Raw genomic sequence first — 21,454 nt, 5'->3', positions numbered from 1 at the left:
CGTCACCTCCGGCACGGCGGCGGGCGTCCCACGGGGACGGCTCTAGGCTGATCGCATGGCCGGCAGCGTCCTGATCCTGACGGGCCCGCCCGGAGCGGGGAAGTCGACGGTGGCGGCTCGGGTCGCCCGCCGGCACCTGAGGGCCGTCCACCTGCACACCGACGACTTCTGGCACTGCATCGCGGCCGGTGCGATCCCGCCGTACGAGCCGGCGTCGCACTCCCAGAACGAGACGGTCATGAACGTCATCGCCGGCGCGGCGTTCGCGTATGCCGACGGGGGCTTCGTCACGGTCGTCGACGGGATCGTCGGCCCGTGGATGCTCCACCACTTCCGCGAGCAGGCGCGGGTGCGCCCCTCGGTGCCGGTCCACTACGCGGCCCTCCGCCCGCACCGCGACGTCACGCTCGCACGGGCCCAGGCCCGGACCGCGCCCGGCGCGCTGGTGGACCGCCGTCCTGTCCTGGCGATGTGGGACCAGTTCGCCGACCTCGGCGAACTGGAGCGCCACGTGCTCGACACCTCGGACGAGGACGTCGCCGGCACCGAGGCACGGGTCGCCGAGGCCCTCGCCTCCGGCCGCCTCCGGCTGCGCCTCTAGGGCGGGCCTTCGGGAGCCGGGCCGGTCAGGTCCGGCGAATCCGCTCGACGTCCCGCGCGGGCGTCTGGCACCGTGGCGGACGGATGTCCGATCTTCGTTCGACGTGATGGGGGCCGACCGTGGCATGCCGGATCACCGAGCTGGTGCTCGACTGCCGCGACCCGGAGAGGCTCGCGGAGTTCTGGTGCGAGGTGCTCGGGTACGCGGTGCTGGGCAAGGAGGGCGACGACGTCGAGATCGGCCCGCCGGAGGGGTTCGGCGGCCTCCAGCCGACGCTGGTCCTCAGCCGCAGCGACGATCCGCGGAACGGCAAGCTGCCGCTGCACTTCGACGTGAACGCGACCGACCGCGACCAGGACGCGGAGCTGGAGCGGCTCCTGGCCGCGGGGGCGCGGCACGCCGACGTCGGGCAGACGGGGGAGGAGAGCTGGGTCGTCCTGGCCGATCCGGAGGGCAACGAGTTCTGCCTGCTCCGGTCCCGCGTGACCTGACCCGCACGTCCGTTCGGTGCCGGGGCCCGTGGGCCGGCACCGCCCCGCGGGTCGCCGGGCGGTGCCGCAGGGGGCCTCAGGCGGTGGGCCGTTCCAGTGCCATCCTCGGGAGGCGCTTCGCGAGGGGCGCGGGGAGCCACCAGGCGTGCCTGCCGAGGAGCTGCATGACCGCCGGGACGATCAGGCAGCGGATGATCAGCGCGTCGAGGAGGACCGCCACCGCCAGGCCGAGGCCGAACTGCTGGAGCATCCGGTCCGGGCTGAGAATGAACGCGGCGAACACCACGATCATGATGGCGGCCGCCGCCGTGATGACCTTGCCGGTGGCGGCCAGGCCCTCGCGGACGGCGCGGGACGGGTCCCGGGTGCGCTCCCACTCCTCGTGGATGCGCGCGACCAGGAACACCTCGTAGTCCATGGAGAGGCCGAACACGATCGCGAAGATCATCACGGGGATGAACGCCTCGATGGGGCCGCTCTGCGCACCGAACCGGCCGTCCTGGAAGACCAGGACGATCGCGCCGAGCGCCGCGGCGATGGACAGCAGGTTGAGCAGCGCGGCCTTGACCGGGATCAGGACCGATCGGAACACCGCCATCAGCAGCAGGGCCGACAGTCCCACCACGACCGCGACGAACAGCGGCATCCGCGCCGACACCGAGTCCGCGAAGTCCTGGGTGGCGGCCGTCGTCCCGCCCACCAGGTATTGCACGCCGGTGCGCTCGGACAGGGCCGGGAGCACGTCGCCGCGCAGCTCGTGCACGAGGTCCGTGGTCCTCGCGTCCTGCGGCGCGGTCGTCGGGTAGGCGATGACGGCCGACACCTCGCCGTCCTCGGACGGGAACGGCGGGGTCGCGGCGGCGATGCCCTCGGTCCGCGCGAGGGCCTCGCGGAGCGGCCCCGCGTCGCCCTTGGCCACCACGATCAGCGGGCCGTTGAAACCGGGGCCGAACCCCTTCGCCAGCAGGTCGTAGGCCTGCCGGCTGGTCGAGGCCGGGGCGTCGTTGCCGGAGTCGGCGAAACCGAGCCGCATGTCCAGCGCCGGCGCCGAGAGGGCGAGCAGCGCGGCGACCGCGGCGAGCAGCGCCGGAACGGGGCGGCGCTGGACGGCCGCGGCCAGCCGGCGCCAGCCGTCCTCGCGCGGCCGGGACTTCGCGGCCCGCTTGCGGACCTGCCGCTGGATGCGGCCGCCGAAGACGCCCAGCAGCGCGGGCAGCAGCGTCAGCGACGCGGCCATCGTGACCAGCACGGTCAGCGCGACGGCGAGCGCCACCCCCTGGAGGGAGCCGAGCCCGAGGGCGATCAGGCCCAGCAGCGCGATGATGACGGTGCAGCCGGCGAAGAAGACGGTGCGCCCGGCGGCGTCCAGCGCCATGCGGGTCGCGGCCGGGGAGTCGGCCCCGTTCCGCAGCTCGTGCCGGTAGCGGTAGAAGATCAGCAGGGCGTAGTCCACGCCGACGCCCAGCCCGATCAGCATCATGATCGGCGGGGTGAAGTCGGCGACCGTGAACGCGTGCGAGGCGAGCGCGATCAGCCCGACCGCGCCGCCGACCGCGAACACGGCGGTGACCAGGGGCAGCGCCGCCGCCACGAGGGAGCCGAACAGGAACACGAGGATGACCAGGGCGGCCAGCATCCCGGCGCCCTCGGCGCCGCCGCCCCCGCCCTCCTCGGCGCCGCGGACGGCGTCGCCGCCGAGTTCGACGCGCAGCCCGTCCCCGGAGGCCGCCTGCGCGGTATCGATGATCTTGGTGACCCGCTCCTTCGGCACGTCCTCCGCCGCGCCGTCGAGCGTGACGGTCGCGTAGCCGACGGTGCCGGACCTGGAGACCGACAGGTCGCCGACGTCGGCGACCGCGGGCAGCCGGCGCACCTCGTCGAGCATCCGCCCGACGTCCTGCCGCTCGGCCCGCAGGCCCGCCGGGGCCTCGGCGACGATCTGGACCGTGGCGCCGGCCTGGCGGGAGCCGTGCTCCTCCATCAGGTCGGCGGCGGCCTGCGACTCGGTTCCGGGCAGCGAGAAGTCGTTGTGGTAGGCGGCGCCGGCGGCCTGCGAGCCGACCGTGATCGCCGCGACCACCAGCACCCACAGGGCGAGGGCGGCCCAGCGGCGGCGCTGCGACCAGGCGGCCAGGCGCCCGAACCGGCCCGCGGGGGGAGTGGGGCCGGCGTGCGCGGGCCCCGCGTGTGGAGTGGACATGCAGACGTCAACCTCGGGTCTTGAAGCGGGTGCCGACGAAGGCGCCCGCGACGGCGCACAGGATCGGCACGGAGATGAAGGCGGCGAGCAGGGCGGGCGTCCCGCCCACGTCGAGCGTCCGGTCGAGGACGAAATGGAAGAACACGCCGACGGCCTCGGTCAGCATGAAGCCCGCGGCCCCTCCGACCAGGAACCCGAGCACGGCACCCGTGAGATTCATGGCGCCAGCATCGGGACGCGGTACGCCGCGCGGCATCGGCCCCCGGTGTGCACTCGGGGCACCCCACCGGTTGCGGGTGCGGCGGGCCGGTTACCGCTCCGGTCGCATCCAGGCGGGGTTGACCATCCCGGACTCGTAGGCCAGGACGACGAGCTGCGAGCGGTCCCGCGCGTCCAGCTTGGTCATGATGCGGCTGACGTGCGACTTGACGGTGGCGGGGCTGAGCACGAGCCTGTCGGCGATCTCGTTGTTGCTCAGCCCGCCCGCGACGAGGACCATGACCTCGCGCTCGCGGTCGGTGAGGGCCCGCAGCCGTGGGCCGGGCCTCGGCGCCTCGACGCGCCCGGCGAACTCGCCGATCAGCCTGCGGGTGACGGACGGCGTGATCAGCGCGTCGCCGCGCGCCGCGACGCGCACGGCGTGGATCATCTCCGCCGGCTCGGTGTCCTTGAGCAGGAAGCCGGTGGCGCCGGCGCGCAGCGCGCCGTAGACGTACTCGTCGAGGTCGAAGGTGGTCAGGATGACGACCCTGACCGCGTCGAGCCGGGCGTCGGAGGTGATCCGGCGGGCGGCCTCCAGGCCGTCCATCCGGGGCATCCGCACGTCCAGCAGCGCCACGTCCGGGCGCAGTTCGCGGCAGGCCGCCACCGCCTGCTCGCCGTCGGCGGCCTCGCCGACCACCGTGATGTCGTCCTCGTCGTCGAGGATGGACCGGAACCCGGCCCGCACGAGCCCCTGGTCGTCGGCGAGCAGAACCTTGATCATCACAGGGGTGCCTCGTTCCGGTACGGAAGGCGGGCGCGGACGAGGTAGCCGCCGCCGGGCCGGCCGCCCGCGGTGAGCTCGCCGCCGAGAGCGCGGGCGCGCTCGCGCATGCCGCCGACGCCGCTGCCGGGCGCGCCGCCCGCGGCGGCCGGGCCGCGGCCGTCGTCGGCGACCTCGACGAGCAGTTCCCGGCGGCCGGGCTCGACGCTGACGGTCACCTCGCGGGCGGCGGCGTGCCGCACCACGTTGGTGAGGGACTCCTGGACGATCCGGTACGCGGCCAGGCCGACCTCGGCCGGCGGGTCCGCCGCGTCGCCGACGCTGACGTGCACCGTGAGGCCCGCCGACCGCGCCGGCGCCACCAGCTCGCCGATCCGGTCCAGACCGGGAGCGGGCGCGGTCGGCGCCTCCTCGTCGGCCTGCCGCAGCACCCCGAGCGTCGCGCGGAGCTCGCGCAGCGCCTCCCGGCTCGACTCCTTGATCGCCGCGAGGGCGGCCTCGCCGTTCGCCGGGTCCCGGTGGAACCGGTGCAGGGCAGTCCCCGCCTGGACGTTGATGAGGGAGATGTGGTGGCCGACGACGTCGTGGAGCTCGCGGGCGATGCGCAGCCGCTCCTCCCCGGCGGCGCGCCGCTCGGCCTCGCGCAGGTAGGCCAGGCGGCTGTGCCGTACCCAGCCCAGCGCGACCATGGCCACCACCCACCCGGACAGCATGAACAGCGCGACGCTGTTGACGTCCCTGTTGCCGAGGAGCGTGCCGGCCCCGGTGCCGATCACCGTCAGCGCGCCGAGGGCGACCGCAGCCTGGAGCCTGCCCGCCGCCGCGACCTGGTACAGCGCGACGGTGAGCGCGATCATCAGCGCTCCGTCGTAGGCGGAGAGGACGTAGTAGCCGAACGTGAGCACCAGGACGAGCGACCCGACGGCCACCGGGTGGCGGGGGGTGAGGTACAGCGCTCCGCAGGCCGCCGCGATGAGCGCCCAGCCCAGGGCGGTGACGCCCCAGGGCTCCGCGCGGTCGCCGACGAGCGAGCCCACGCTGCTGGCGGCCACGACCAGCAGCACGGCGCCGGCCAGGGCCGCGTCCCGTGCGCGGCCGCGCAGCGGAACGGGACCACGGCGACGACCCATGCGCACAGCCTAGGCGGCGGCGCCCGCGGTGCTTTCCTCCTCTCGGCCGCACCCGGCGGGCCGGACCTGCAACCTGAGGCGCAGCCGGACGCCTGCGGGCCGCAACCCGGGGTGGATGCGCCGGCCCTCGCCCGGCGGTCCGAGCGCCGCGGCCGGAGGCCGTCAGGCGTCGTAGGTGTGGACGAACCTGGACAGCAGGCGGGCGAACTCGGCGCGCTCCTCGTCCGTCCAGTCGCTCATGGCCTTGGCGAAGTGCTCCTGGCGGGTGCGGCGGGTCGCCTCGACGACGGACCGCCCGGCGTCGGTGAGTTCCAGATGGATGCGGCGGCCGTCCTCCTGGGACGCGACCCGCCGGACATAGCCCGACTTGACCGCCTCGGCGACGATGCGGCTGCCGCGTGAGGCGTCCACGCCGAGGCGGGCGGCGACCAGGCCGACGCTCATCTCCTCGCCGGGCCGGTCGGGGCCCTCGTCGACGATGTCCACGACGTGCAGGACCTGCACGTCCACGGGGAGGTTGTGCTCCCGCACCGCCGCCTTGCCCAGCCGCTGCCGCGACATCCCGCGCCGCAGCTTGACCATGCTCCGTTCGACGGCGTCCAGTGCCTCCTCGCTCATGGCGACAGTGTAACCAGGTTGCGCAGCTCATATAGTTGCTCGTAGCATCTAAGTGTTCAAAGCAGTCACATGTGAGGTGCAGATGGTTTCCGCGACCGCGCCGATGACCGACCGGCACCGGCTGCTGGTGTTCGGCGGGCTGATGCTCGCCGGGCTGATGTCCTCGCTGGACGCGACGGTGCTCGGCACCGCGCTGCCGACGATCGTCGGCGACCTCGGCGGGCTGGACCGGCTCGCCTGGGTGTCGACGGCGTACGTGCTGGCCACCAGCGTCACCGTCCCGCTGTCGGGACGGCTCGGGGACCTGTTCGGCCGCCGCCGCGTCCTGCTGATCGGGCTGCTCGGCTTCCTCGCCGGATCGGCGGCGTGCGGCGCGGCGCCCGGCATGACCTGGCTGATCGTGTTCCGCGCAGGCCAGGGCGCCGCCGCCGGCTGCCTGATGAGCTCGATGTTCGCGCTCACCGGCGAGCTGTTCGAGCCGCGCGAGCGCGCCCGGTACCAGGGGTACTCGGCGCTGGTCTTCGCGGTGTCCAGCATCGCGGGACCGCTGGCCGGCGGGGTGCTCACCGACCACGCGTCCTGGCGGTGGGTCTTCTACCTCAACCTGCCGCTCGGCATCGCCGCGACCGCCGTCATCGTGCTGTTCCTGCGGCTGCCCGCGCCGGAGGGCAGACCGCGGATCGACTACGCCGGGATCGTCCTGCTCGGCGCGGCCGTCACCTGCTTCACCCTGTTCACCAGCTGGGCCGGGACGCGCTACGCGTGGGGCTCGCCCGCCGTCCTCGCGCTGGCGGCGGCGTCGGCCGTGCTGTTCACCGCGTGGGTGCTGGCCGAGCGGACGGCCGCCGAGCCGGTCGTCCCGCCGCGCCTGTTCCGCGACCGCTCGTTCAGCGTGGCCTGCGTCGTCGCGGCCGTCGGAGGCGCCACGGGCTTCGGGCTCGCCACCTACCTGCCGATGTTCTTCCAGGTCGTCGGGGGAGTGGGCGCCACCAGGTCGGGCCTGCTGCTGCTCCCCATGATGGCCGCCCTGCTGGTCGCGTCCGTGGCCGCCGGCCGGTACATCCACCGGACCGGCCGCTACCACCGGCTGCCCGCGGCGAGCATGGCGGTCAGCGCGGCGGGGATCGCGCTGCTGGCGACCATGGACGCTCGCACCGGCCTGGTCACCGCGGGCTGCTACATGGCCGTCCTCGGCTTCGGGGCCGGCCTGTCCCAGCAGGTCGTCATGCTCATCGCGCAGCAGGCCGCGCCGCGCCGCGACCTCGGCGCGGCGAGCTCGGGCGTCTTCGCGAGCCGGATGCTCGGCACCGCCGCCGGGATGGCGGTGTTCGGCGCAGTCGTGGCGAACCGGTTCGCCGAGGAGATCGTCCGGCGGGTCCCGGACGGGCGGGTGCCCGCGTTCGAGGACGCCGTCCGCCCCGAGGTCCTGGAGACCCTCCCGGCGCCGGTGCGCGACGGCGTCTCCGAGGCCTTCGCGGACGCGTTCTCCGCCCTGTTCGTCGCCGCGCTGCCCGCCGCCGCGGTGGGCCTGGCGGCGGCGCTGCTGCTCCGCCACGTCCCCCTGGCGCGGCGGGGCCCGGAGCGCTAGTCGCGAGCGGCGTCGTCGAGGGCGGCGTCGTGGACGAGGAGCGCGACCTGGACGCGGTTGTTCAGCTCCAGCTTGGTCAGCAGCCGCGACACGTACGCCTTCACGGTGGCGACGCTGAGCGACAGCTCCCTGCCGATCTCGCTGTTGGTCCGGCCGCGCCCGACCAGCGCGGCCACGGCCCGCTCGCCCTCGCTGAGCCGGGCGAGCAGCTCGCGGGCGCGGGCCCGGCGCGGGTCCGCGCCGCTCTCGGCCACGTACGCCATCATCTTGCGCAGCACCGCGGGCGACATCATCGGCTCGCCGGCCGCGACCCGCCGGATCGCCGCGACGATCTCCGGCGGCGGGGTGTGCTTCAGCAGGAAGCCGCTCGCCCCCGCGCGCATCGCCCGCAGGATGTGGTCGTCGGAGTCGAACGTGGTCAGGATGATGATCTCGGGCGGCTCGCGGCGGGCGCGCAGCAGCTCGGTCGCCGCGAGCCCGTCCAGCCGCGGCATCCGGATGTCCATCAGCACGACGTCGGGCCGGTGCTGGTTGACGGCGGCGACGACCTCGGCGCCGTCGGAGACGTCGGCGACCACCTCCAGGTCGCCGGCGCTCGCCAGCATCATCGACAGGCCGGCCCGGACGAGCGCGTCGTCGTCCACGATCAGGACACGGACGGGAGGGGAGTCCATTCCGCCACCCTACGGGCGTCTCAGGGACGGCGCAGGCGGCGCCCGGTGACGCTCGACGCCGCCAGCCGGAACCACGCCTCCCGGTCGCCGCCCGGCCAGGGGCGGACCTGCGCGACCTCGGCCTTCTCCGCCTCGGACAGGGGATGCGCGCCGCCGCGCAGCAGCACGCTCCAGCCCGCGTGGTCGGCCTCGTCGAACCTGTCGACCTCGAAGGCCGCCCGGACCTCCCCGCCGGCCACCGCCGTCAGCAGGTTGCGGTTCAGCCGGCCCGAGGCCGACGTGCGGAAGATCACCGCGTCGCCCTCGACGGCGTAGTTCACCGGGACGACCGTCGGTCCCTCGCCGTCGTCGAACGCCACCCGGCCGATGGTGCCGCCCGCGAGGAGCTTCATGCACTCGTCGCGGTCGAGTTCTTCCAGGACGGGCCCGTCAGAGGAGTTCGCTGCCATGCGTATCACCTTTCCCACCGGTCCCTGCGCCATGCGCCGACCGTAGCGGAAGGCGGGCGCGCAGGCGGAACCGGCCGTCGCCGGTGCGGCCGTGCTCCAGCGTCCCGCCGAGGAGCGCCACCCGCTCGGCGAGGCCGACCAGGCCCGTGCCAGAACCGGGAAGGGGCCGGGGCGGCGGGACGGCCGGCAGCGCGTTCACGATCTCGATGTCCAGTTCGGCCCCCGCGTCCAGGCGGACCCGGACGTGCGCGCCCGGTGCGTGCTTGCGGGCGTTCGTCAGCCCCTCCTGGACGATCCGGTAGGCGTGCCGCCCGACGCGGGAGGGGATCTGGCCGGGGTCGGGGACGTTCTGCTCCAGGCTGACGCGGCCCCCGGCGCGCCTCGACTCCGCCACGAGCCCGGGGACGTCGGCGAGCGTCGGCTGCGGGCGCTCGGGATCGGCGCCGGGCGAGTCGTCGCGCAGCACGCCGATCACCTCGCGCAGGTCCTCCATCGCCTCGTAGGCGCTCCGCCGGATGACCCCGGCGGCCTCCCGCTGGCCCTCGGGCGTCCCCGGGCCGAACTCCAGCGCCCCCGCGTGCACGGCCAGCAGCGAGATGCGGTGCGCCAGGACGTCGTGCATCTCGCGGGCGAGCCGCTCGCGCTCCAGCAGCCGGGCCTCCTCGACCCGCAGCCGCTGCTCGGTCTCCGCGGCGCGGGCCCGCTCCTCCAGCGACGCGATGAGCTGCCGGCGGGACCGCACCAGCATCCCCGTCGTGATGAGGACCGCGTAGATCAGCGCGAAGATGACGCTGCCCTCGCGGAAGTCGGTCCCGGAGGCCGACGCCCAGAACAGCCCGATGATCAGCGCCAGGTTCGCGCCGGCGATCGGCAGGGCGATCCGCCAGGGGCGCAGCATGGCCAGCGAGTACATCGCGATCGCCGCCGTGCCGAGCGTCATCGTCGCCGTCCACTGCGCGAACACCATCACGACCGCGAGGCCCACCGGACGGCGCCGCCGGAAGAGCACGAGGAGCACGCAGGCGGCGGCGCCGAGGAGCACGTCCCGCCGGACCGCGATCGTCTCTCCGGGAGGCAGGTCGTCGATCGTGCCCTGGAGCAGCACCCAGCCGAGCGCCATCGCGGCGGCGGCGGCGCCGAGGTCGCCGAGCCAGTCGCGCCACGATCGCCGCAGGAGGTCCATGCGGCCACGGTAGCCATGCCGACCGCCCCGGTCAGCGGCCGCAGGTCGGCCGCGGCATCGACTTTGGTCGACGCGCGTGCTCGGGTTGTCCCCACCTCGCGGCCGCCCGCTGCCCGCAGTGTGCCCGCGCCCGCCGCTGCCTAGCGTCGGAGACCATGACGACCACACAGGCGAGGCGGAGCCGGGCCGCCAGGCGGGCGGTCGCGGTGCTGGCGGCGGTGGCCGCGGTCGCCGTGACCGCCGCCGTCCCGGCGCCCGCGCGGGCCGAGCCGGCGCGGGCGGGCTGCACCGACCGCACGGCGACGCGGCAGGCCCTGGAACGCATGACCGGGACACACGGACTCACCGGCGCGGCCGTACGCGTCGACGACCCCGCCTGCGGGACCTGGACGGCCGGGAGCGGAGTGGCCGACCGCCGCACGGGGCGCCCGATGCGGGCGGACCTGCGGGTGCGGGTCGCCAGCGTCACCAAGACGTTCACGGCCGTCACCGTGCTCCAGCTGGCCCGGGAGGGCCGGATCTCGCTGGACGCCCCGGTCGAGCGCTACCTGCCCGGCCTGCTCGACCGGGGCGGCTACGACGGCCGCAAGATCACCGTGCGGAGCCTGCTGCGGCACACCAGCGGCCTGCCCGACCACATGGACACCTTCGCGAGGCCGGACGGGTACCGCTTCCGGCACTTCGAGCCGGAGGAACTGGTCGAGCGGGCGCTGACGCTCCCGCCGCCGGGCCCCGGCTGGCACTACTCGACCACCAACTATGTCATCGCCGGGCTCATCGCCGAGAAGGCGAGCGGCCACTCCCTCGAGGAGGAGGTCCGGCGCCGCATCATCCGGCCCCTGCGGCTGAGCGACACCTACTGGCCGGGCGACGGGACCCGGATCAGGGGAGCGCACGCGCACGGCTACGTGCGGGAGGAGCGCGACGGGGCCGTCCGCTGGGAGGACTTCACCGCGATGAACACGACGGTGGCCTGGGCCGGCGGAGCCCTCATCTCCAGCCCGCGGGACCTGAACGCCTTCTTCGGTGCGCTGATGGGCGGCCGCCTGCTGCCGCCGGAGATGCTCGCGCAGATGCGGCGGACCGTCCCCGCCGACCCCGACCGCGTCTGGGAGGGCGCGGCCTACGGCCTCGGGCTGATCGGGACCCCGCTGCGCTGCGGCGGCACCTGGTGGGGGCACGCCGGCGGCCTCGAGAGCTACATCACCGTCTCGGGCGTCGCGCCGTCGGGGCGCCGCGTCACCGTCGACCTCAACGAGAACCCGTCCACCAGGGAGGCGTTCGACGACCAGATGAAGCTCGTCGAGACGGCGTTCTGCGACGGGGCCGGCGGCAAGGCCGCCGCCGCGCCGGCCGCCGCGCGCGCCGCCGGACCGGCGGCCGCCGGTCCGGCCGCCGCCACGGGCGGGCGCGGGGGCCTCGCCCGCTTCTACGGCCAGCGGCTGAACTGGAAGGCGTGCACGCTCGGATCCGGCGACGAGACCGGCAAGGAGCTCGACAAGGCGGGCGCCCGGTGCGCGGACGTGACCGTCCCGCTCGACTACCGCCACCCGGACGGCCGCACCATCACGGTCGCGATCTCGCGGCTGAAGGCGTCCGACCCCGGCCACCGCATCGGGACGATGATCCTCAACGGCGGCGGTCCGGGACCGGCCATCGACATGCCGCCCTACATGCGCTCCATCATGGGGAAGGCCGGGCCGCGCTACGACCTGGTCGGCATGGACCCGCGCTCGCTCGGCCGCAGCGCCGCGGTCGACTGCGGCTGGCCCTCCGGGACCTGGATCAGGTCGGCGGGGGAGAGCCGCCGCTCGTTCGACCGGGCCACCGCCTTCGCCAAGGACCTGGCGGCGCGGTGCGCGCGGACGAACGGCGGCGTCCTGCCGCACGTCAGCACGCGCAACATCGCCCGCGACATGGACATCGTCCGGGCCGCCCTCGGTGAGCGGAAGGTCTCCTACAACGGCGCGTCCTACGGCACCTACCTCGGGTCGGTGTACGCGACGATGTTCCCCGGCCGCCTCGACCGCGTCGTCCTCGACAGCTCGGTCGACCCGACCCGCTTCGGCCCGCGGCTGCTGGCCGGCGCCGAAGGCGCCAACGAGCACGCGCTCGGCGCGTGGGCGGAGTGGGCGGCGAGGCGCGACGCGGCCTACGGCCTCGGCGGCACCCGCGCCGAAGTCCTCGGTACCGTGCGCTCGCTCGTCAAGGCGTCCGCCGAGAAGCCCCTCGCGGTCGGCCGGTACCGCGTGGACGACACGGTGCTGCCGGTCGTGCTGTTCGACAACCTCGGCACCGACGAGGACGAGCCCAGGGCCGTGCTCGCGCGGTCGCTGCGCGTCCTCGCCAAGGCCGCGGCGGGGGAGAGCGTCCAGCCGACCAAGGAACTGGACGAGGAGCTGGCGTTCCTGCTCACCGGCGCCGAGTCGGTGTACGGGAGCGGGCAGACCGCGATCATCTGCGGGGACGCGGCCGCGCCGCGCGACCCGGAGTTCTACCGGCGCGACATCGAGCGGAACCGGTCGGCCAGCCCGCTGTTCGCGCCGCTGACCCGCGACGTGAACCCGTGCGCGTTCTGGCCGGCGCGGCCCGCCGAGCGGCCGACGCAGGTCGGCGGGCGCGTGCCCGCGCTGATGGTGGCCGCGACCGGTGACACGCGGACCACCTACGCGAACAACGAGGCGCTGCACCGGCTGCTGCGCGGCTCGCGGATGGTCACGCTGGACGCCGACGTCCACGCGCCCTACCAGCGCGGCTATCCGAACGCGTGCGTCATGGACACCGTCAACGACTACCTGCTGACCGGCCGCCTGCCCGCGCGGGACTTCACCTGCGCCTGAGTCGGCGCGCACTCCTGGCGGAGGCCATGGGGCGGGCCGCCCGACGACCGGGCGGCCCGCCCCGGGCCCCTTCCGCGCCTCGTGCCGCGGCCCGGGCGGCCCGGTCAGCCGTTCTTGGTCTTGGCCACGGTGAGCAGCACCGCGGCGTCCTCCAGCGCCTCCAGGCCGTGCCGGGCGTCCGGGATGATCAGCAGGTCGCCGGCGATGCCGTCCCAGGAGTCCTCCCCGGCCACCAGCCGGACCCGCCCCCGCATCACCAGGACCGTCGCCTCGCCCGGGTTCTCGTGCTCCGCCAGCGACGTGCCCGCCGTCATGGTGATCAGCGTCTGCCGCAGGACGTGCTCGTGCCCGCCGTACACCGTGTCGGCGCTGCGCCCGGTCGAGGCCGCGGCGGCGCGCTTCATCAGGTCCCGTACCCGTGCGTCCAACGAGAGCTTCTGCATGGCACCAAGTGTGCCAGTGAGGTCCGGGACGGGTCCCGGGGCCCGGGTCACGTGAGGGGCGCGCCCGTCACGGGCTTGCCGACGGCGCTGCCCGCGAGCCAGCCGTCCCAGGACTTCGCCCACGGCGTCGGCCCGTTCCCGAACTGGAGCTGCCGCGACGTGCCCGTCACCTTCACCACGTCGCCCCGGTTGGTGAAGTCGTAGAACCACTTGGCGTCCCCGGGAGCGGCGTTCACGCACCCGTGGCTGACGTTGTCGTTGCCCTGCGCGTCGGTCGACCACGGGGCCGAGTGCACGAACGTCCCGCTGTAGGTGAGGCGGACGTTCCACTTCGTCGGGATGCGGTACTCGCCGGGGTCGCCGGTGGTGGCCGAGTCCATGATGATGTGCGCCGCCTTCTCCTGCGCGATCATCGTGCCGCTGTAGCTGTCGTGCCCCGGCTTGCCGAGGCTCACCTTCATCGTCCGCACCGTCCGGCCGCCGTCGGTCACCGTCGCCCGGTGCTTCTTGGCGTCGATGGTGGTGATGTGCCGCGGCCCCACGGTGAACCCGACGCTGCGGTCCTTCATGCCGTACATGCCCTCGCCGGCCTTCAGCCCGGCCAGATGCGCGACGACCTTCACCTTCTGCCCGGACGGCCAGTAGTCGCGGGGCCGGAAGTCGACCTCCTTGTCGCTGACCCAGTACCAGGCGCCCTCGACCGGCTTGGACATGCGGACCTCGAGGGCCTTCTCCACCGCGACCTTGCCCGCCTTGGTGCTCACCGGCTTGGACAGCAGCAGCTGCACCGGCATGCCGACGCCGACGGTCTCGCCGTCCAGCGGCGACATGCCGCTCTCCAGTTTCTTCTGCGGCGTCAGGGTCGTGAACGTGGACGTCGCGGTGACCTCCTTGCCGCCGTCCCCGGTGCCCTTCGCCGTGACGGTGTACGTCGTGGAGGGCTGCAGGGTCCACGACGACGTCCACGACCTGCCGTCGGAGGCGAGCTTCCCCTCGGCCTTGGCGCCCTTCTTGCCGTAGGTGAGGGTGACGCTGGTCAGCTTTCCCTTGTCCGCCGTGACGGTGACGGGCTTGTCGGGGGCGGCCTGCTTCGTCCCGGTCGCGGGCGTGATGGCGAGCTTCACCGCGTCCTCGGCCTTGCCGTCGCCGCCACCGCCGTCGCCGCCACCGCCGCCGCCGGACGAGCAGCCCGCGGCGGCGATCACCGCCGCTCCGATGATCGCCGCACTCGCCGTCCCGGTCCGACCCTTGAGCACCTGAGAACTCCTCACGCTCGACGCGGGTTTTCCCTTGGTTAGGGTATGCACGCTTTCGGGCGAGGCATGCGGAAGCTCCGCTACCGTTCAGTCTTCTCCCAGGTGTACGGGCCTATCTTCATGCCGGGTTCACGGGGAGGTGAAGCTCCCCGGCGGCAGCTCGGACGCGGCGGCGCGGTCCAGCAGGAAGAGGGTCCGGCTCCGGCCGCGTGCCCCGGCGCACGGGACCTGGAACGGGTCCGCGTCCGGGGCCAGCCCGCGCCCGACGGCCTTCGCCTTGGACTCGCCCGCCGCCAGCACCCACACCTCGTCCGCGGCGCGCAGGGACGGGAACGTGAGCGAGATCCGGGTCGGCGGCGGCTTCGGGGCGCCGCGCACCGCCGCGACCGCGCCCTCGTCGCGCAGCGCCGGCATCTCCGGGAACAGCGACGCCACGTGCGCGTCGGGGCCGACGCCCAGCATCAGCACGTCGAAGGACGGCACGGGGCCGCCCCCCGCCCCCGCGGCGGCCCGCAGCTCGGCGGCGTACCGCTCGGCCGCGGCGTCGGGGTCGTCGCCGTCCGGGCCGTCCGCCGCCGGCATCGCGTGCACCCGGGCCGGGTCGAGCGGGACGCGGTCGAGCAGCGCCTCCCGCGCCCCGGTCTCGTTGCGCTCCAAGTCGCCCGCGGGCAGGAACCGCTCGTCGCCCCACCACACGTCCAGCCGGCCCCAGTCGACCGCGTCGCGGGCGCCGGAGGCGGCCAGCGCGGCGAGCACCGCCGTGCCGACGCCGCCGCCGGTCAGCACGACCGACGCCGAGCCCCGCGCCGCCTGGACGTCGGCGATCCGCGTCACCAGCCGGGCCGCGGCCGCCTCGGCGAGCAGGGACTGGTCGCGGTGGACCAGGACGGCCGGGGGAGTCACGCGTCCCCCGACTTGCCGCGCCCCTTGCGCGCCGGCGGCTTGGACTCGCCCTGCTTGGACTCGCCCTGCTTGGACTCGGCCTGCTTCCTGGCGGGCCCGGTCTTGGCGGCGTCGGGCGTCGCCGACACCGGCTCGCTCGCCACGCCCGGCTTCTGCGTCCCGCCCGCGAGGTCCTTGGCGAACCGGGCGGCGGCCTCGCGGTAGACCTCGTCGGGGTCGAGGCGCCGCAGCTCCTCGGCCAGCAGCTCGGCCATCGGCCGCCGCATCAGCGACACCTGCCGGTCGGGCTGGCCGGGACGGGACAGCGTCGCGACCCGCCCGTCCGGGCGGTCGATGACGATGTCGCCGCCCGTCGTCGCCAGCCGGACGCCGGTGATGCCGGGGCCCTCGGAGACCGACCGGCCCACCGGGACGCCGAGCCGGACCGACAGCCACGCGGCCAGCAGCTCCGCGCTCGGGGAGTCCGGCTCGGCCATCACCTCGCCGGCGGTGATCTCCTCGTGGTCCTGGTCGAGCGCGGCGGCCAGCAGCGACCGCCAGGAGGTCAGCCGGGTCCACGTGAAGTCGGTGTCGCCCGGCCGGTAGCCCTCGGCGAGCTGGGCGAGGGTGCCGAGCCGGTCGCGCGCCGCGTAGGAGTCGGTCACCCGGCGCTGCGCCAGCCGGCCGAGCGGGTCCTTGGCGGGCACCTTCGGCACCTTGCCGCCGGGCCACCACGTCACCACCGGGGTGTCGGGCATCAGCAGCGGGACCACGACGGAGTCGGCGTGCTCGGCGAGCGGGCCGTACATGCGCAGCAGCACCGTCTCGCCGGGGCCGGTCTCGCCCATGCGGATCTCGGCGTCGAGCCGGGACGAGCCGCCGCGCGGGTCGCGGGAGATGACGGTCAGCACCCGGCAGGGGTGCTCGCGCGCCGCCTCGGTCGCGGCGCGCACCGCGTCGTACTGCGCCGACTCGTCCGTCACGATGATCAGCGTGAGCACCATGCCGACGGCGGGGCCGCCCATCAGGTGCCGCGACTGCGTGAGCGCGTCCTGGATCTTGCGGGTCGTCGTGCCGGTCAGATCGATGTTCATCTAGAGCCGCCTCCAGGTTCGGCCGTCCCGCGCCATCAGCTCGTCGGCGCTGTCGGGCCCGTAGCCGCCGGACTTGTACTGGTCGAGGCCGCCGCGGCTTGCCCAGTACTCCTCGATCGGGTCGAGGATCTTCCAGGACAGCTCGACCTCCTCCTGCCGCGGGAACAGCGGCGGATCACCGATCAGCACGTCCAGCAGCAGCCGCTCGTACGCCTCGGGGGAGGCCTCGGTGAACGACTCGCCGTAGGCGAAGTCCATGTTGACGTCGCGGATCTCCATCGAGGTGCCGGGCACCTTCGAGCCGAACCGGACCGTGATGCCCTCGTCCGGCTGCACCCGCATCACCAGGGCGTTCTGCCCCAGCTCCTCGGTGTCGGTGTGCGAGAACGGCAGGTGCGGCGCCTGCTGGAACACCATCGCCACCTCCGTCACCCGGCGGCTCAGCCGCTTGCCGGTGCGCAGGTAGAACGGCACGCCCGCCCAGCGGCGGTTGTCGATCTCCAGCTTGACCGCGGCGTAGGTCTCGGTGCGGGAGTCGGCGGGGATGCCGTCCTCCTCCAGGTACCCCTGGACACTCACGCCGCCCTGCCAGCCCGCCGCGTACTGCCCGCGCGCGGTGGACTGGGCCAGGTCGCCGGGCACCCGCACCGCGGAAAGGATCTTGGCCTTCTCGGCGCGGACGGCGTCGGCGCTGAACGACGTCGGCTCCTCCATCGCCGTGAGCGCCAGCAGCTGCAGCAGGTGGTTCTGGATGACGTCGCGGGCGGCGCCGATGCCGTCGTAGTAGCCGGCCCGGCCGCCGATCCCGATGTCCTCGGCCATCGTGATCTGCACGTGGTCGACGAAGGAGCGGTTCCAGATCGGCTCGAACATCGTGTTGGCGAACCGCAGGGCCAGGATGTTCTGCACCGTCTCCTTGCCGAGGTAGTGGTCGATCCGGAAGATCGCCTCCTCGGGGAACACGCGGTGCACGGTGTCGTTCAGCTCCACCGCGGTCTTCAGGTCGCGGCCGAACGGCTTCTCGATGACGACCCGGCGCCACGAGCCCTCCTCGCGGTCGGCGAGCCCGCTGCGCTGCAGCTGCTCGACGACCTCCGGGAAGAACTTCGGCGGGATCGACAGGTAGAACGCGTAGTTGCCGCCCGTGCCGCGGCTCTCGTCCAGCTCCTTGACCGCCATCGCCAGCGCGTCGAACGCGCCCGGGTCGCTGAACTCGCCGGGGACGAAGTGCATGCCCTCCGACAGGTGCGTCCACACGTCCTCGCGGAACGGGGTCCGCGCGTGGGCCTTCACCGACTCGTAGGCGATCTGGCGGAAGTCCTCGTTCTCCCAGTCGCGCCTGGCGAAGCCCACCAGGGAGAAGCCCGGCGGCAGCAGCCCTCGGTTCGCCAGGTCGTAGATGGCCGGGAGGAGCTTCTTGCGCGACAGGTCCCCGGTGACCCCGAACAGCACGAGCACGCACGGCCCGGCCACCCGCGGCAGGCGCTTGTCCCGCGGGTCGCGGAGCGGATTGGCTGGGTTGGTCACGTGGCCCCCTCTGATCGCACTGCCTCTGTTCGCACTGCGCCTTGTCCGACTACTGCTGCAAGCATCCTGCCCCAACTCGTATCGCGGGCCCCAACTCGGTTTCGCCCCCCGGCCGGCCACGGTCTCCGGTCTCCGGCGTGAGCCCTCATATGTCTCCTCTGGCGGAGTCGAGCAGCCGGTTCAGCCCCGCCCAGCGGTTCTGCAGATGGAGCCGTACCACCGGGCGGCCCGCCGCGCGCGCGTCGCGGGCGTCGCCGAGCGCCCGCGCGAGCTGCAGCATGCCGAGCCTGTGGTGCCGGCCGGGGACCGGCACGTCGCGGACGACGTTCCCGGTCACCAGAAGGTAAACGCATCCGTCCGGGTGATCATTTCCGCCCGCGGGCGGCCGCGCGCCCCAGCCCACCCGCACCGGGCGCCCGCAGCGGGCCGCGAGCAGCGCGGCGAGCCGGCGGACCTGCGGGCCCTGGCCGCGGGCCTCGTCCGAGTCGAGGTAGGCGACGAGCGCGAGGTGCTCGCCCCGCCCGACCAGGCCGGTCAGCGCGTCCAGCAGCTCGGTGAGCCCGGCCGCGCCCGCCAGCGCCGGGACGGTCGTGTGCGCCTCGACCGCCCGGCCGGGGTCGCCGTCGGCGAACAGCGGCTCGCCGGTCCCGTCGTCCAGCGTCATCGGGGCGGGCCGCTCCGCGGGCGCCAGCGGGTCGGCCCCCAGCAGGTAGGACGCCACCGCGGCCGCGTACTCCCACACGACCAGCTGTGCGGCGAGCGGCCCGGCCACCGTGGCGTCGTCCTGGTGCGGGCGGCCGTCGAACGTCAGCAGGAACAGGTCGTCGGCGGGCTGCAGCGGCATGCCGCCGTCCTGGACGACCGGCGTCAGCCGGCCGCGGGCGGACTCCTCCAGCAGCAGCGCCGCCCACCGGGCGATGCCCGGCAGCGCCGCCGGGTAGCCGCCGAGCACGGCCGTCCGCCGCCCCGCCCTGGCCGCGCCGCCGAGGACGGCGCCGAGCACGAGCCCCGGGTTGTTCTCCGGCCGCGTCAGCGACGGCAGGACGGCGGTGGCCTCCTCCAGCAGCGCCGCGACGTCGGCGCCCGCGAGCGCGGCGGGCACCAGCGCGTAGGGGGACAGCGCGCCGAACGCGGTGGGCGCCGGCGCCTCCACCAGCGCGTGCCCCGCCTCCGTCGCGTGCTTGGCCGCCGCCGCGCGCGGCTCGGCGACCGTGACGAACCGCCGCGCGACCTCGGCGGGGGACAGGCCCGCCTCCCGCAGGGCCTCGGCGAACACCTGCCGCAGCACCTCGGTCGCCTGGTCGTCGCCGGTCACCACGAACGCCGTCCGGTGCAGCCGGTCCGGGTCGTCCCGGACGCGCAGCGGCGGTCCGGGGTCGGGGCCGTCCAGCACCGCCAGCGCACCGCGGCCGTCCGGCGCCGCGAGCCCGTGGGCGCGCACGATCAGCTCGGCGGCGCGGGCCGGGGGGCCGCCGCCGAGCAGCGCCACCTCGGTCAGCCCGTCCGCGCGGGCCCGCGCGCGCAGCTCTCCGGCACGGTCCAACACCGCGCGGCCGGGGCCGGGCTGGCCGGGCCAGCACAGCGGCCGCCCCTCCACGCCGGCGGTGACGGCCGACGGCCACAGCGACGCGTCCTCGGAGGCGAGCCGGACGGGCACCTGGTCGATCCACAACCGGCCCAGCACCCGCTCGGCGGACTCCTTCAGGGGCCCGCGGGCGGTGATGGCCGTCTCCCCCGAGACGACGGCGGTGAAGCTCACGGCCTGCGCGCCCCCGCCACCGCGCGGACCGCCTCGGTCAGGCGGCCCGCGCCCTCGACCGGGTTGCGCAGGTGCAGCCGGATCACCGGCAGCCGTCGCGCGCGCAGCGCCCGCAGCTCGCCGAGGGCGCGCGCGATCTGCAGCTGCGCCAGGCTGTAGGGGCGGCCGGGGACGGGGTGCGCGGCGAGCGCGTCGCCCGGCGCGGGCTCGCCCGTGATGATCAGGAACGCGCCGTTGCCCGGCCCGTCCTTGTGCACCGGCCCCGTCGCGTGCGGGTAGCCGGGGCCCGGCCCGTAGGCGACCGGGCGGCCGGACGCGCGGGCCAGCGACGGCGCGAGGTAGCGGCCGGAGAAGTCGCCCGACAGGTACGTCATCACCGCCAGGTAGCCGTCGGACGGCACCGAGGCGACCAGGCCGCCGAGGACGGTCTGGAGTTCGGCGCCGGGCGGCCACGGGAAGTCGGCGTGGACCTCGATGTCGTCCTCGACGTACACCGGCCGCTCCTGCGTGAGCGACCCGCTCGCGACCGTGCGCAGCAGGGTGGCGGCGTCGTCCTCGGCCTCCTGGACGACCGTGCTCCCCGCCTCGAACGGGTTCACCCCGAGAAGCCATCCGGCGACCGCCGTCGCGTACTCCCACAGCAGGAACTGCGCGCCCAGCGGTGCCCACACCGAGGTGTCGGACTCGTCCTGCGCCGCGGACCGCGGGTTGACCGAGATGCCGTGCACGTCGGGGAAGTCGCCCCGCGCGCCGGGCGGCTCGAAGGCCAGCACGCCGCGGCCCCGCTTGCCGGTGCCGACCGCGAGCAGCTGGGAGATCCACGCGCTCAGCGCGCCCGGCCCGCCCGGCTCGCGCAGCAGCACCTTGTCGCGGGCGAGGCCGCCCGGCCCCTGCTGCGCGCAGCCGCCGATGACGGCGCCGAGCAGCAGCCCCGGGTTGTCCTCGTCCTTGGACAGCGAGGGCACCAGGGAGGCCGCCTCCTCCAGCAGCCGGTCGGCGTCCGCGCCCGCCAGCACGGCCGGGACGAGCCCGTACGCGGACAGCGCGCCGTAGTGCCCGGGCAGGTACGGGTCGGTGAGCCCGATCCGGTAGCCGCACTGGCGGGCGAAGTCGTGCAGCGGGCTGCCGTGGTCGGTGATCACGAGGAACCGGCTCGCGATCTCCCGCTCCGACAGGCCCCGCTCCCGGAACGCCGCGGCGAAGATCCGGCGATAGGCGTCGCCCTCCAGGGACACGCCCGCCTTGCTGGCCAGCACCACCAGGGTGCGGTCGAGCCGCTCCAGCGCGAACGCGAGCGCGGCGGTGTCGCCGCCGTCGAGCACGGTCAGCTCACCGGACGGCCGCTCGGGCGCGCCGCCTGACCCCGCGAGAGCGGGCGCGTGCGCCTCCATGACGGCCTGCGCGGCGAGGCTCTCGGCGCCGACGCCGATCAGCACGATGTGGTCGAGGCCCGAGTACCGCGCCTCCGACACCAGGCCGCTCACCTGGTTCAGCAGGCCGCGGGAGGCGAACGGCAGGTCGAGCCAGCCGAGCCGGCTGTGGTCGACCGCCCGCCGCCCCCACAGCCGGGGGTCCTTGGCGGCCAGCGCGCCGGGAACGCCGCAGCTCACGAGGTAGTCCCGCGCCTGCAGCGCCGAGTCCAGCACGTCGCCGCGCGTCAGTACGTCAAATCCGGACACCGTTCCCTCCCGCCCCCCATCGTTTCAGGAGAGAAAGGGCATCCGCGACCATCTC

The 21,454-nt window shown here is 74.8% G+C and carries 19 protein-coding genes; 4 read left to right on the top strand and 15 right to left on the bottom strand.

Features of this window, described 5'->3' with window-relative positions; all coding sequences use genetic code 11:
• Positions 1-55: 55 nt before the first annotated feature.
• Both AB0C21_RS19500 and AB0C21_RS19495 read left to right on the top strand, forming a co-directional pair.
• Positions 56-601: an AAA family ATPase gene (locus tag AB0C21_RS19500; RefSeq protein ID WP_500205748.1), complete on the top strand. Its 546-nt coding sequence runs from the start codon at positions 56-58 to the stop codon at positions 599-601.
• A gap of 119 nt (positions 602-720) precedes the next feature.
• Complete coding sequence (locus tag AB0C21_RS19495) at positions 721-1,092, top strand: VOC family protein (RefSeq protein WP_500205746.1); 372 nt, start codon at positions 721-723, stop codon at positions 1,090-1,092.
• 76 nt (positions 1,093-1,168) lie between these two features.
• On the opposite strand, the gene AB0C21_RS19490 is transcribed toward AB0C21_RS19495, so the two are convergent.
• The 5 genes from AB0C21_RS19490 to AB0C21_RS19470 form a co-directional block, all read right to left on the bottom strand.
• Positions 1,169-3,292, bottom strand: a complete 2,124-nt coding sequence (locus AB0C21_RS19490) for an MMPL family transporter (protein ID WP_500205745.1) — start codon at positions 3,290-3,292, stop codon at positions 1,169-1,171.
• A gap of 7 nt (positions 3,293-3,299) precedes the next feature.
• Positions 3,300-3,512, bottom strand: a complete 213-nt coding sequence (locus tag AB0C21_RS19485; protein WP_149258148.1) for a hypothetical protein — start codon at positions 3,510-3,512, stop codon at positions 3,300-3,302.
• Between the two features lie 90 nt (positions 3,513-3,602).
• Positions 3,603-4,277, bottom strand: coding sequence for a response regulator (locus AB0C21_RS19480; RefSeq protein WP_500205742.1), 675 nt, complete (start codon positions 4,275-4,277; stop codon positions 3,603-3,605).
• On the bottom strand, positions 4,277-5,407 hold the full coding sequence (locus AB0C21_RS19475) for a sensor histidine kinase (RefSeq protein WP_500205741.1): 1,131 nt from the start codon (positions 5,405-5,407) through the stop codon (positions 4,277-4,279). The genes AB0C21_RS19480 and AB0C21_RS19475 overlap by 1 nt, the downstream gene beginning before the upstream one ends.
• 162 nt (positions 5,408-5,569) lie before the next feature.
• Positions 5,570-6,025, bottom strand: coding sequence for a MarR family winged helix-turn-helix transcriptional regulator (locus AB0C21_RS19470; protein ID WP_149258151.1), 456 nt, complete (start codon positions 6,023-6,025; stop codon positions 5,570-5,572).
• Positions 6,026-6,107: 82 nt separating this feature from the next.
• On the opposite strand from AB0C21_RS19470, the gene AB0C21_RS19465 reads away from it, so the two are divergent.
• Complete coding sequence (locus tag AB0C21_RS19465; protein ID WP_500205739.1) at positions 6,108-7,613, top strand: MDR family MFS transporter; 1,506 nt, start codon at positions 6,108-6,110, stop codon at positions 7,611-7,613.
• On the opposite strand, the gene AB0C21_RS19460 is transcribed toward AB0C21_RS19465, so the two are convergent.
• Genes AB0C21_RS19460 through AB0C21_RS19450 form a run of 3 tightly spaced genes read right to left on the bottom strand, consistent with a single transcriptional unit; the run spans position 7,610 to position 9,919 of the window.
• Complete coding sequence (locus AB0C21_RS19460; protein ID WP_500205737.1) at positions 7,610-8,287, bottom strand: response regulator transcription factor; 678 nt, start codon at positions 8,285-8,287, stop codon at positions 7,610-7,612. The genes AB0C21_RS19465 and AB0C21_RS19460 overlap by 4 nt on opposite strands.
• Before the next feature lie 20 nt (positions 8,288-8,307).
• Entirely contained in the window at positions 8,308-8,736 is a 429-nt protein-coding gene (locus AB0C21_RS19455; protein ID WP_149258154.1) for a pyridoxamine 5'-phosphate oxidase family protein, read from the bottom strand.
• Positions 8,717-9,919, bottom strand: a complete 1,203-nt coding sequence (locus AB0C21_RS19450; protein WP_500205735.1) for a sensor histidine kinase — start codon at positions 9,917-9,919, stop codon at positions 8,717-8,719. The genes AB0C21_RS19455 and AB0C21_RS19450 overlap by 20 nt, the downstream gene beginning before the upstream one ends.
• Positions 9,920-10,074: 155 nt before the next feature.
• Between AB0C21_RS19450 and AB0C21_RS19445 the strand changes: the two genes are divergently transcribed.
• Positions 10,075-12,759 carry an alpha/beta fold hydrolase gene (locus AB0C21_RS19445; protein WP_500205734.1) on the top strand — a complete coding sequence of 895 codons (2,685 nt, stop codon included), beginning with the start codon at positions 10,075-10,077 and terminating at the stop codon, positions 12,757-12,759.
• 104 nt (positions 12,760-12,863) lie between these two features.
• On the opposite strand, the gene AB0C21_RS19440 is transcribed toward AB0C21_RS19445, so the two are convergent.
• The 7 genes from AB0C21_RS19440 to AB0C21_RS19410 all read right to left on the bottom strand — a co-directional run bounded on the left by AB0C21_RS19440 (position 12,864) and on the right by AB0C21_RS19410 (position 21,399).
• Complete coding sequence (locus tag AB0C21_RS19440) at positions 12,864-13,202, bottom strand: cupin domain-containing protein (RefSeq protein WP_500205732.1); 339 nt, start codon at positions 13,200-13,202, stop codon at positions 12,864-12,866.
• Between the two features lie 47 nt (positions 13,203-13,249).
• Complete coding sequence (locus tag AB0C21_RS19435; protein WP_500205730.1) at positions 13,250-14,458, bottom strand: L,D-transpeptidase; 1,209 nt, start codon at positions 14,456-14,458, stop codon at positions 13,250-13,252.
• Between the two features lie 129 nt (positions 14,459-14,587).
• Complete coding sequence (gene pgl, locus AB0C21_RS19430; RefSeq protein ID WP_500205728.1) at positions 14,588-15,361, bottom strand: 6-phosphogluconolactonase; 774 nt, start codon at positions 15,359-15,361, stop codon at positions 14,588-14,590.
• Positions 15,358-16,434, bottom strand: a complete 1,077-nt coding sequence (locus AB0C21_RS19425; RefSeq protein WP_500205727.1) for a glucose-6-phosphate dehydrogenase assembly protein OpcA — start codon at positions 16,432-16,434, stop codon at positions 15,358-15,360. Before AB0C21_RS19425 ends, pgl begins: the two co-directional genes overlap by 4 nt.
• Positions 16,435-17,961 carry a glucose-6-phosphate dehydrogenase gene (gene zwf, locus AB0C21_RS19420; RefSeq protein WP_353819733.1) on the bottom strand — a complete coding sequence of 509 codons (1,527 nt, stop codon included), beginning with the start codon at positions 17,959-17,961 and terminating at the stop codon, positions 16,435-16,437.
• 145 nt (positions 17,962-18,106) lie between these two features.
• Complete coding sequence (locus tag AB0C21_RS19415; protein ID WP_500205725.1) at positions 18,107-19,720, bottom strand: glucose-6-phosphate isomerase; 1,614 nt, start codon at positions 19,718-19,720, stop codon at positions 18,107-18,109.
• Positions 19,717-21,399, bottom strand: a complete 1,683-nt coding sequence (locus AB0C21_RS19410; RefSeq protein WP_500205723.1) for a phosphoheptose isomerase — start codon at positions 21,397-21,399, stop codon at positions 19,717-19,719. Before AB0C21_RS19410 ends, AB0C21_RS19415 begins: the two co-directional genes overlap by 4 nt.
• Positions 21,400-21,454 lie beyond the last annotated feature (55 nt).

Origin of the sequence: Spirillospora sp. NPDC049024 (assembly GCF_040649235.1) — a bacterium.
Lineage (GTDB): Bacteria > Actinomycetota > Actinomycetes > Streptosporangiales > Streptosporangiaceae > Spirillospora.
The sequence above is the reverse complement of the archived record's forward strand: the minus strand, read 5'-3'. Positions and strand labels throughout refer to the sequence as shown.

Bases quoted from the DNA above. Each gene is read 5' to 3' on its own strand.
- AB0C21_RS19500 (WP_500205748.1), top strand. From the start codon at position 56: ATGGCCGGCAGCGTCCTGATCCTGACGGGCCCGCCCGGAGCGGGGAAG.
- AB0C21_RS19490 (WP_500205745.1), bottom strand. From the start codon at position 3,292: ATGTCCACTCCACACGCGGGGCCCGCGCACGCCGGCCCCACTCCCCCC.
- AB0C21_RS19485 (WP_149258148.1), bottom strand. From the start codon at position 3,512: ATGAATCTCACGGGTGCCGTGCTCGGGTTCCTGGTCGGAGGGGCCGCG.
- AB0C21_RS19480 (WP_500205742.1), bottom strand. From the start codon at position 4,277: ATGATCAAGGTTCTGCTCGCCGACGACCAGGGGCTCGTGCGGGCCGGG.
- AB0C21_RS19475 (WP_500205741.1), bottom strand. From the start codon at position 5,407: ATGGGTCGTCGCCGTGGTCCCGTTCCGCTGCGCGGCCGCGCACGGGAC.
- AB0C21_RS19470 (WP_149258151.1), bottom strand. From the start codon at position 6,025: ATGAGCGAGGAGGCACTGGACGCCGTCGAACGGAGCATGGTCAAGCTG.
- AB0C21_RS19465 (WP_500205739.1), top strand. From the start codon at position 6,108: ATGGTTTCCGCGACCGCGCCGATGACCGACCGGCACCGGCTGCTGGTG.
- AB0C21_RS19460 (WP_500205737.1), bottom strand. From the start codon at position 8,287: ATGGACTCCCCTCCCGTCCGTGTCCTGATCGTGGACGACGACGCGCTC.
- AB0C21_RS19455 (WP_149258154.1), bottom strand. From the start codon at position 8,736: ATGGCAGCGAACTCCTCTGACGGGCCCGTCCTGGAAGAACTCGACCGC.
- AB0C21_RS19450 (WP_500205735.1), bottom strand. From the start codon at position 9,919: ATGGACCTCCTGCGGCGATCGTGGCGCGACTGGCTCGGCGACCTCGGC.
- AB0C21_RS19445 (WP_500205734.1), top strand. From the start codon at position 10,075: ATGACGACCACACAGGCGAGGCGGAGCCGGGCCGCCAGGCGGGCGGTC.
- AB0C21_RS19440 (WP_500205732.1), bottom strand. From the start codon at position 13,202: ATGCAGAAGCTCTCGTTGGACGCACGGGTACGGGACCTGATGAAGCGC.
- AB0C21_RS19425 (WP_500205727.1), bottom strand. From the start codon at position 16,434: ATGAACATCGATCTGACCGGCACGACGACCCGCAAGATCCAGGACGCG.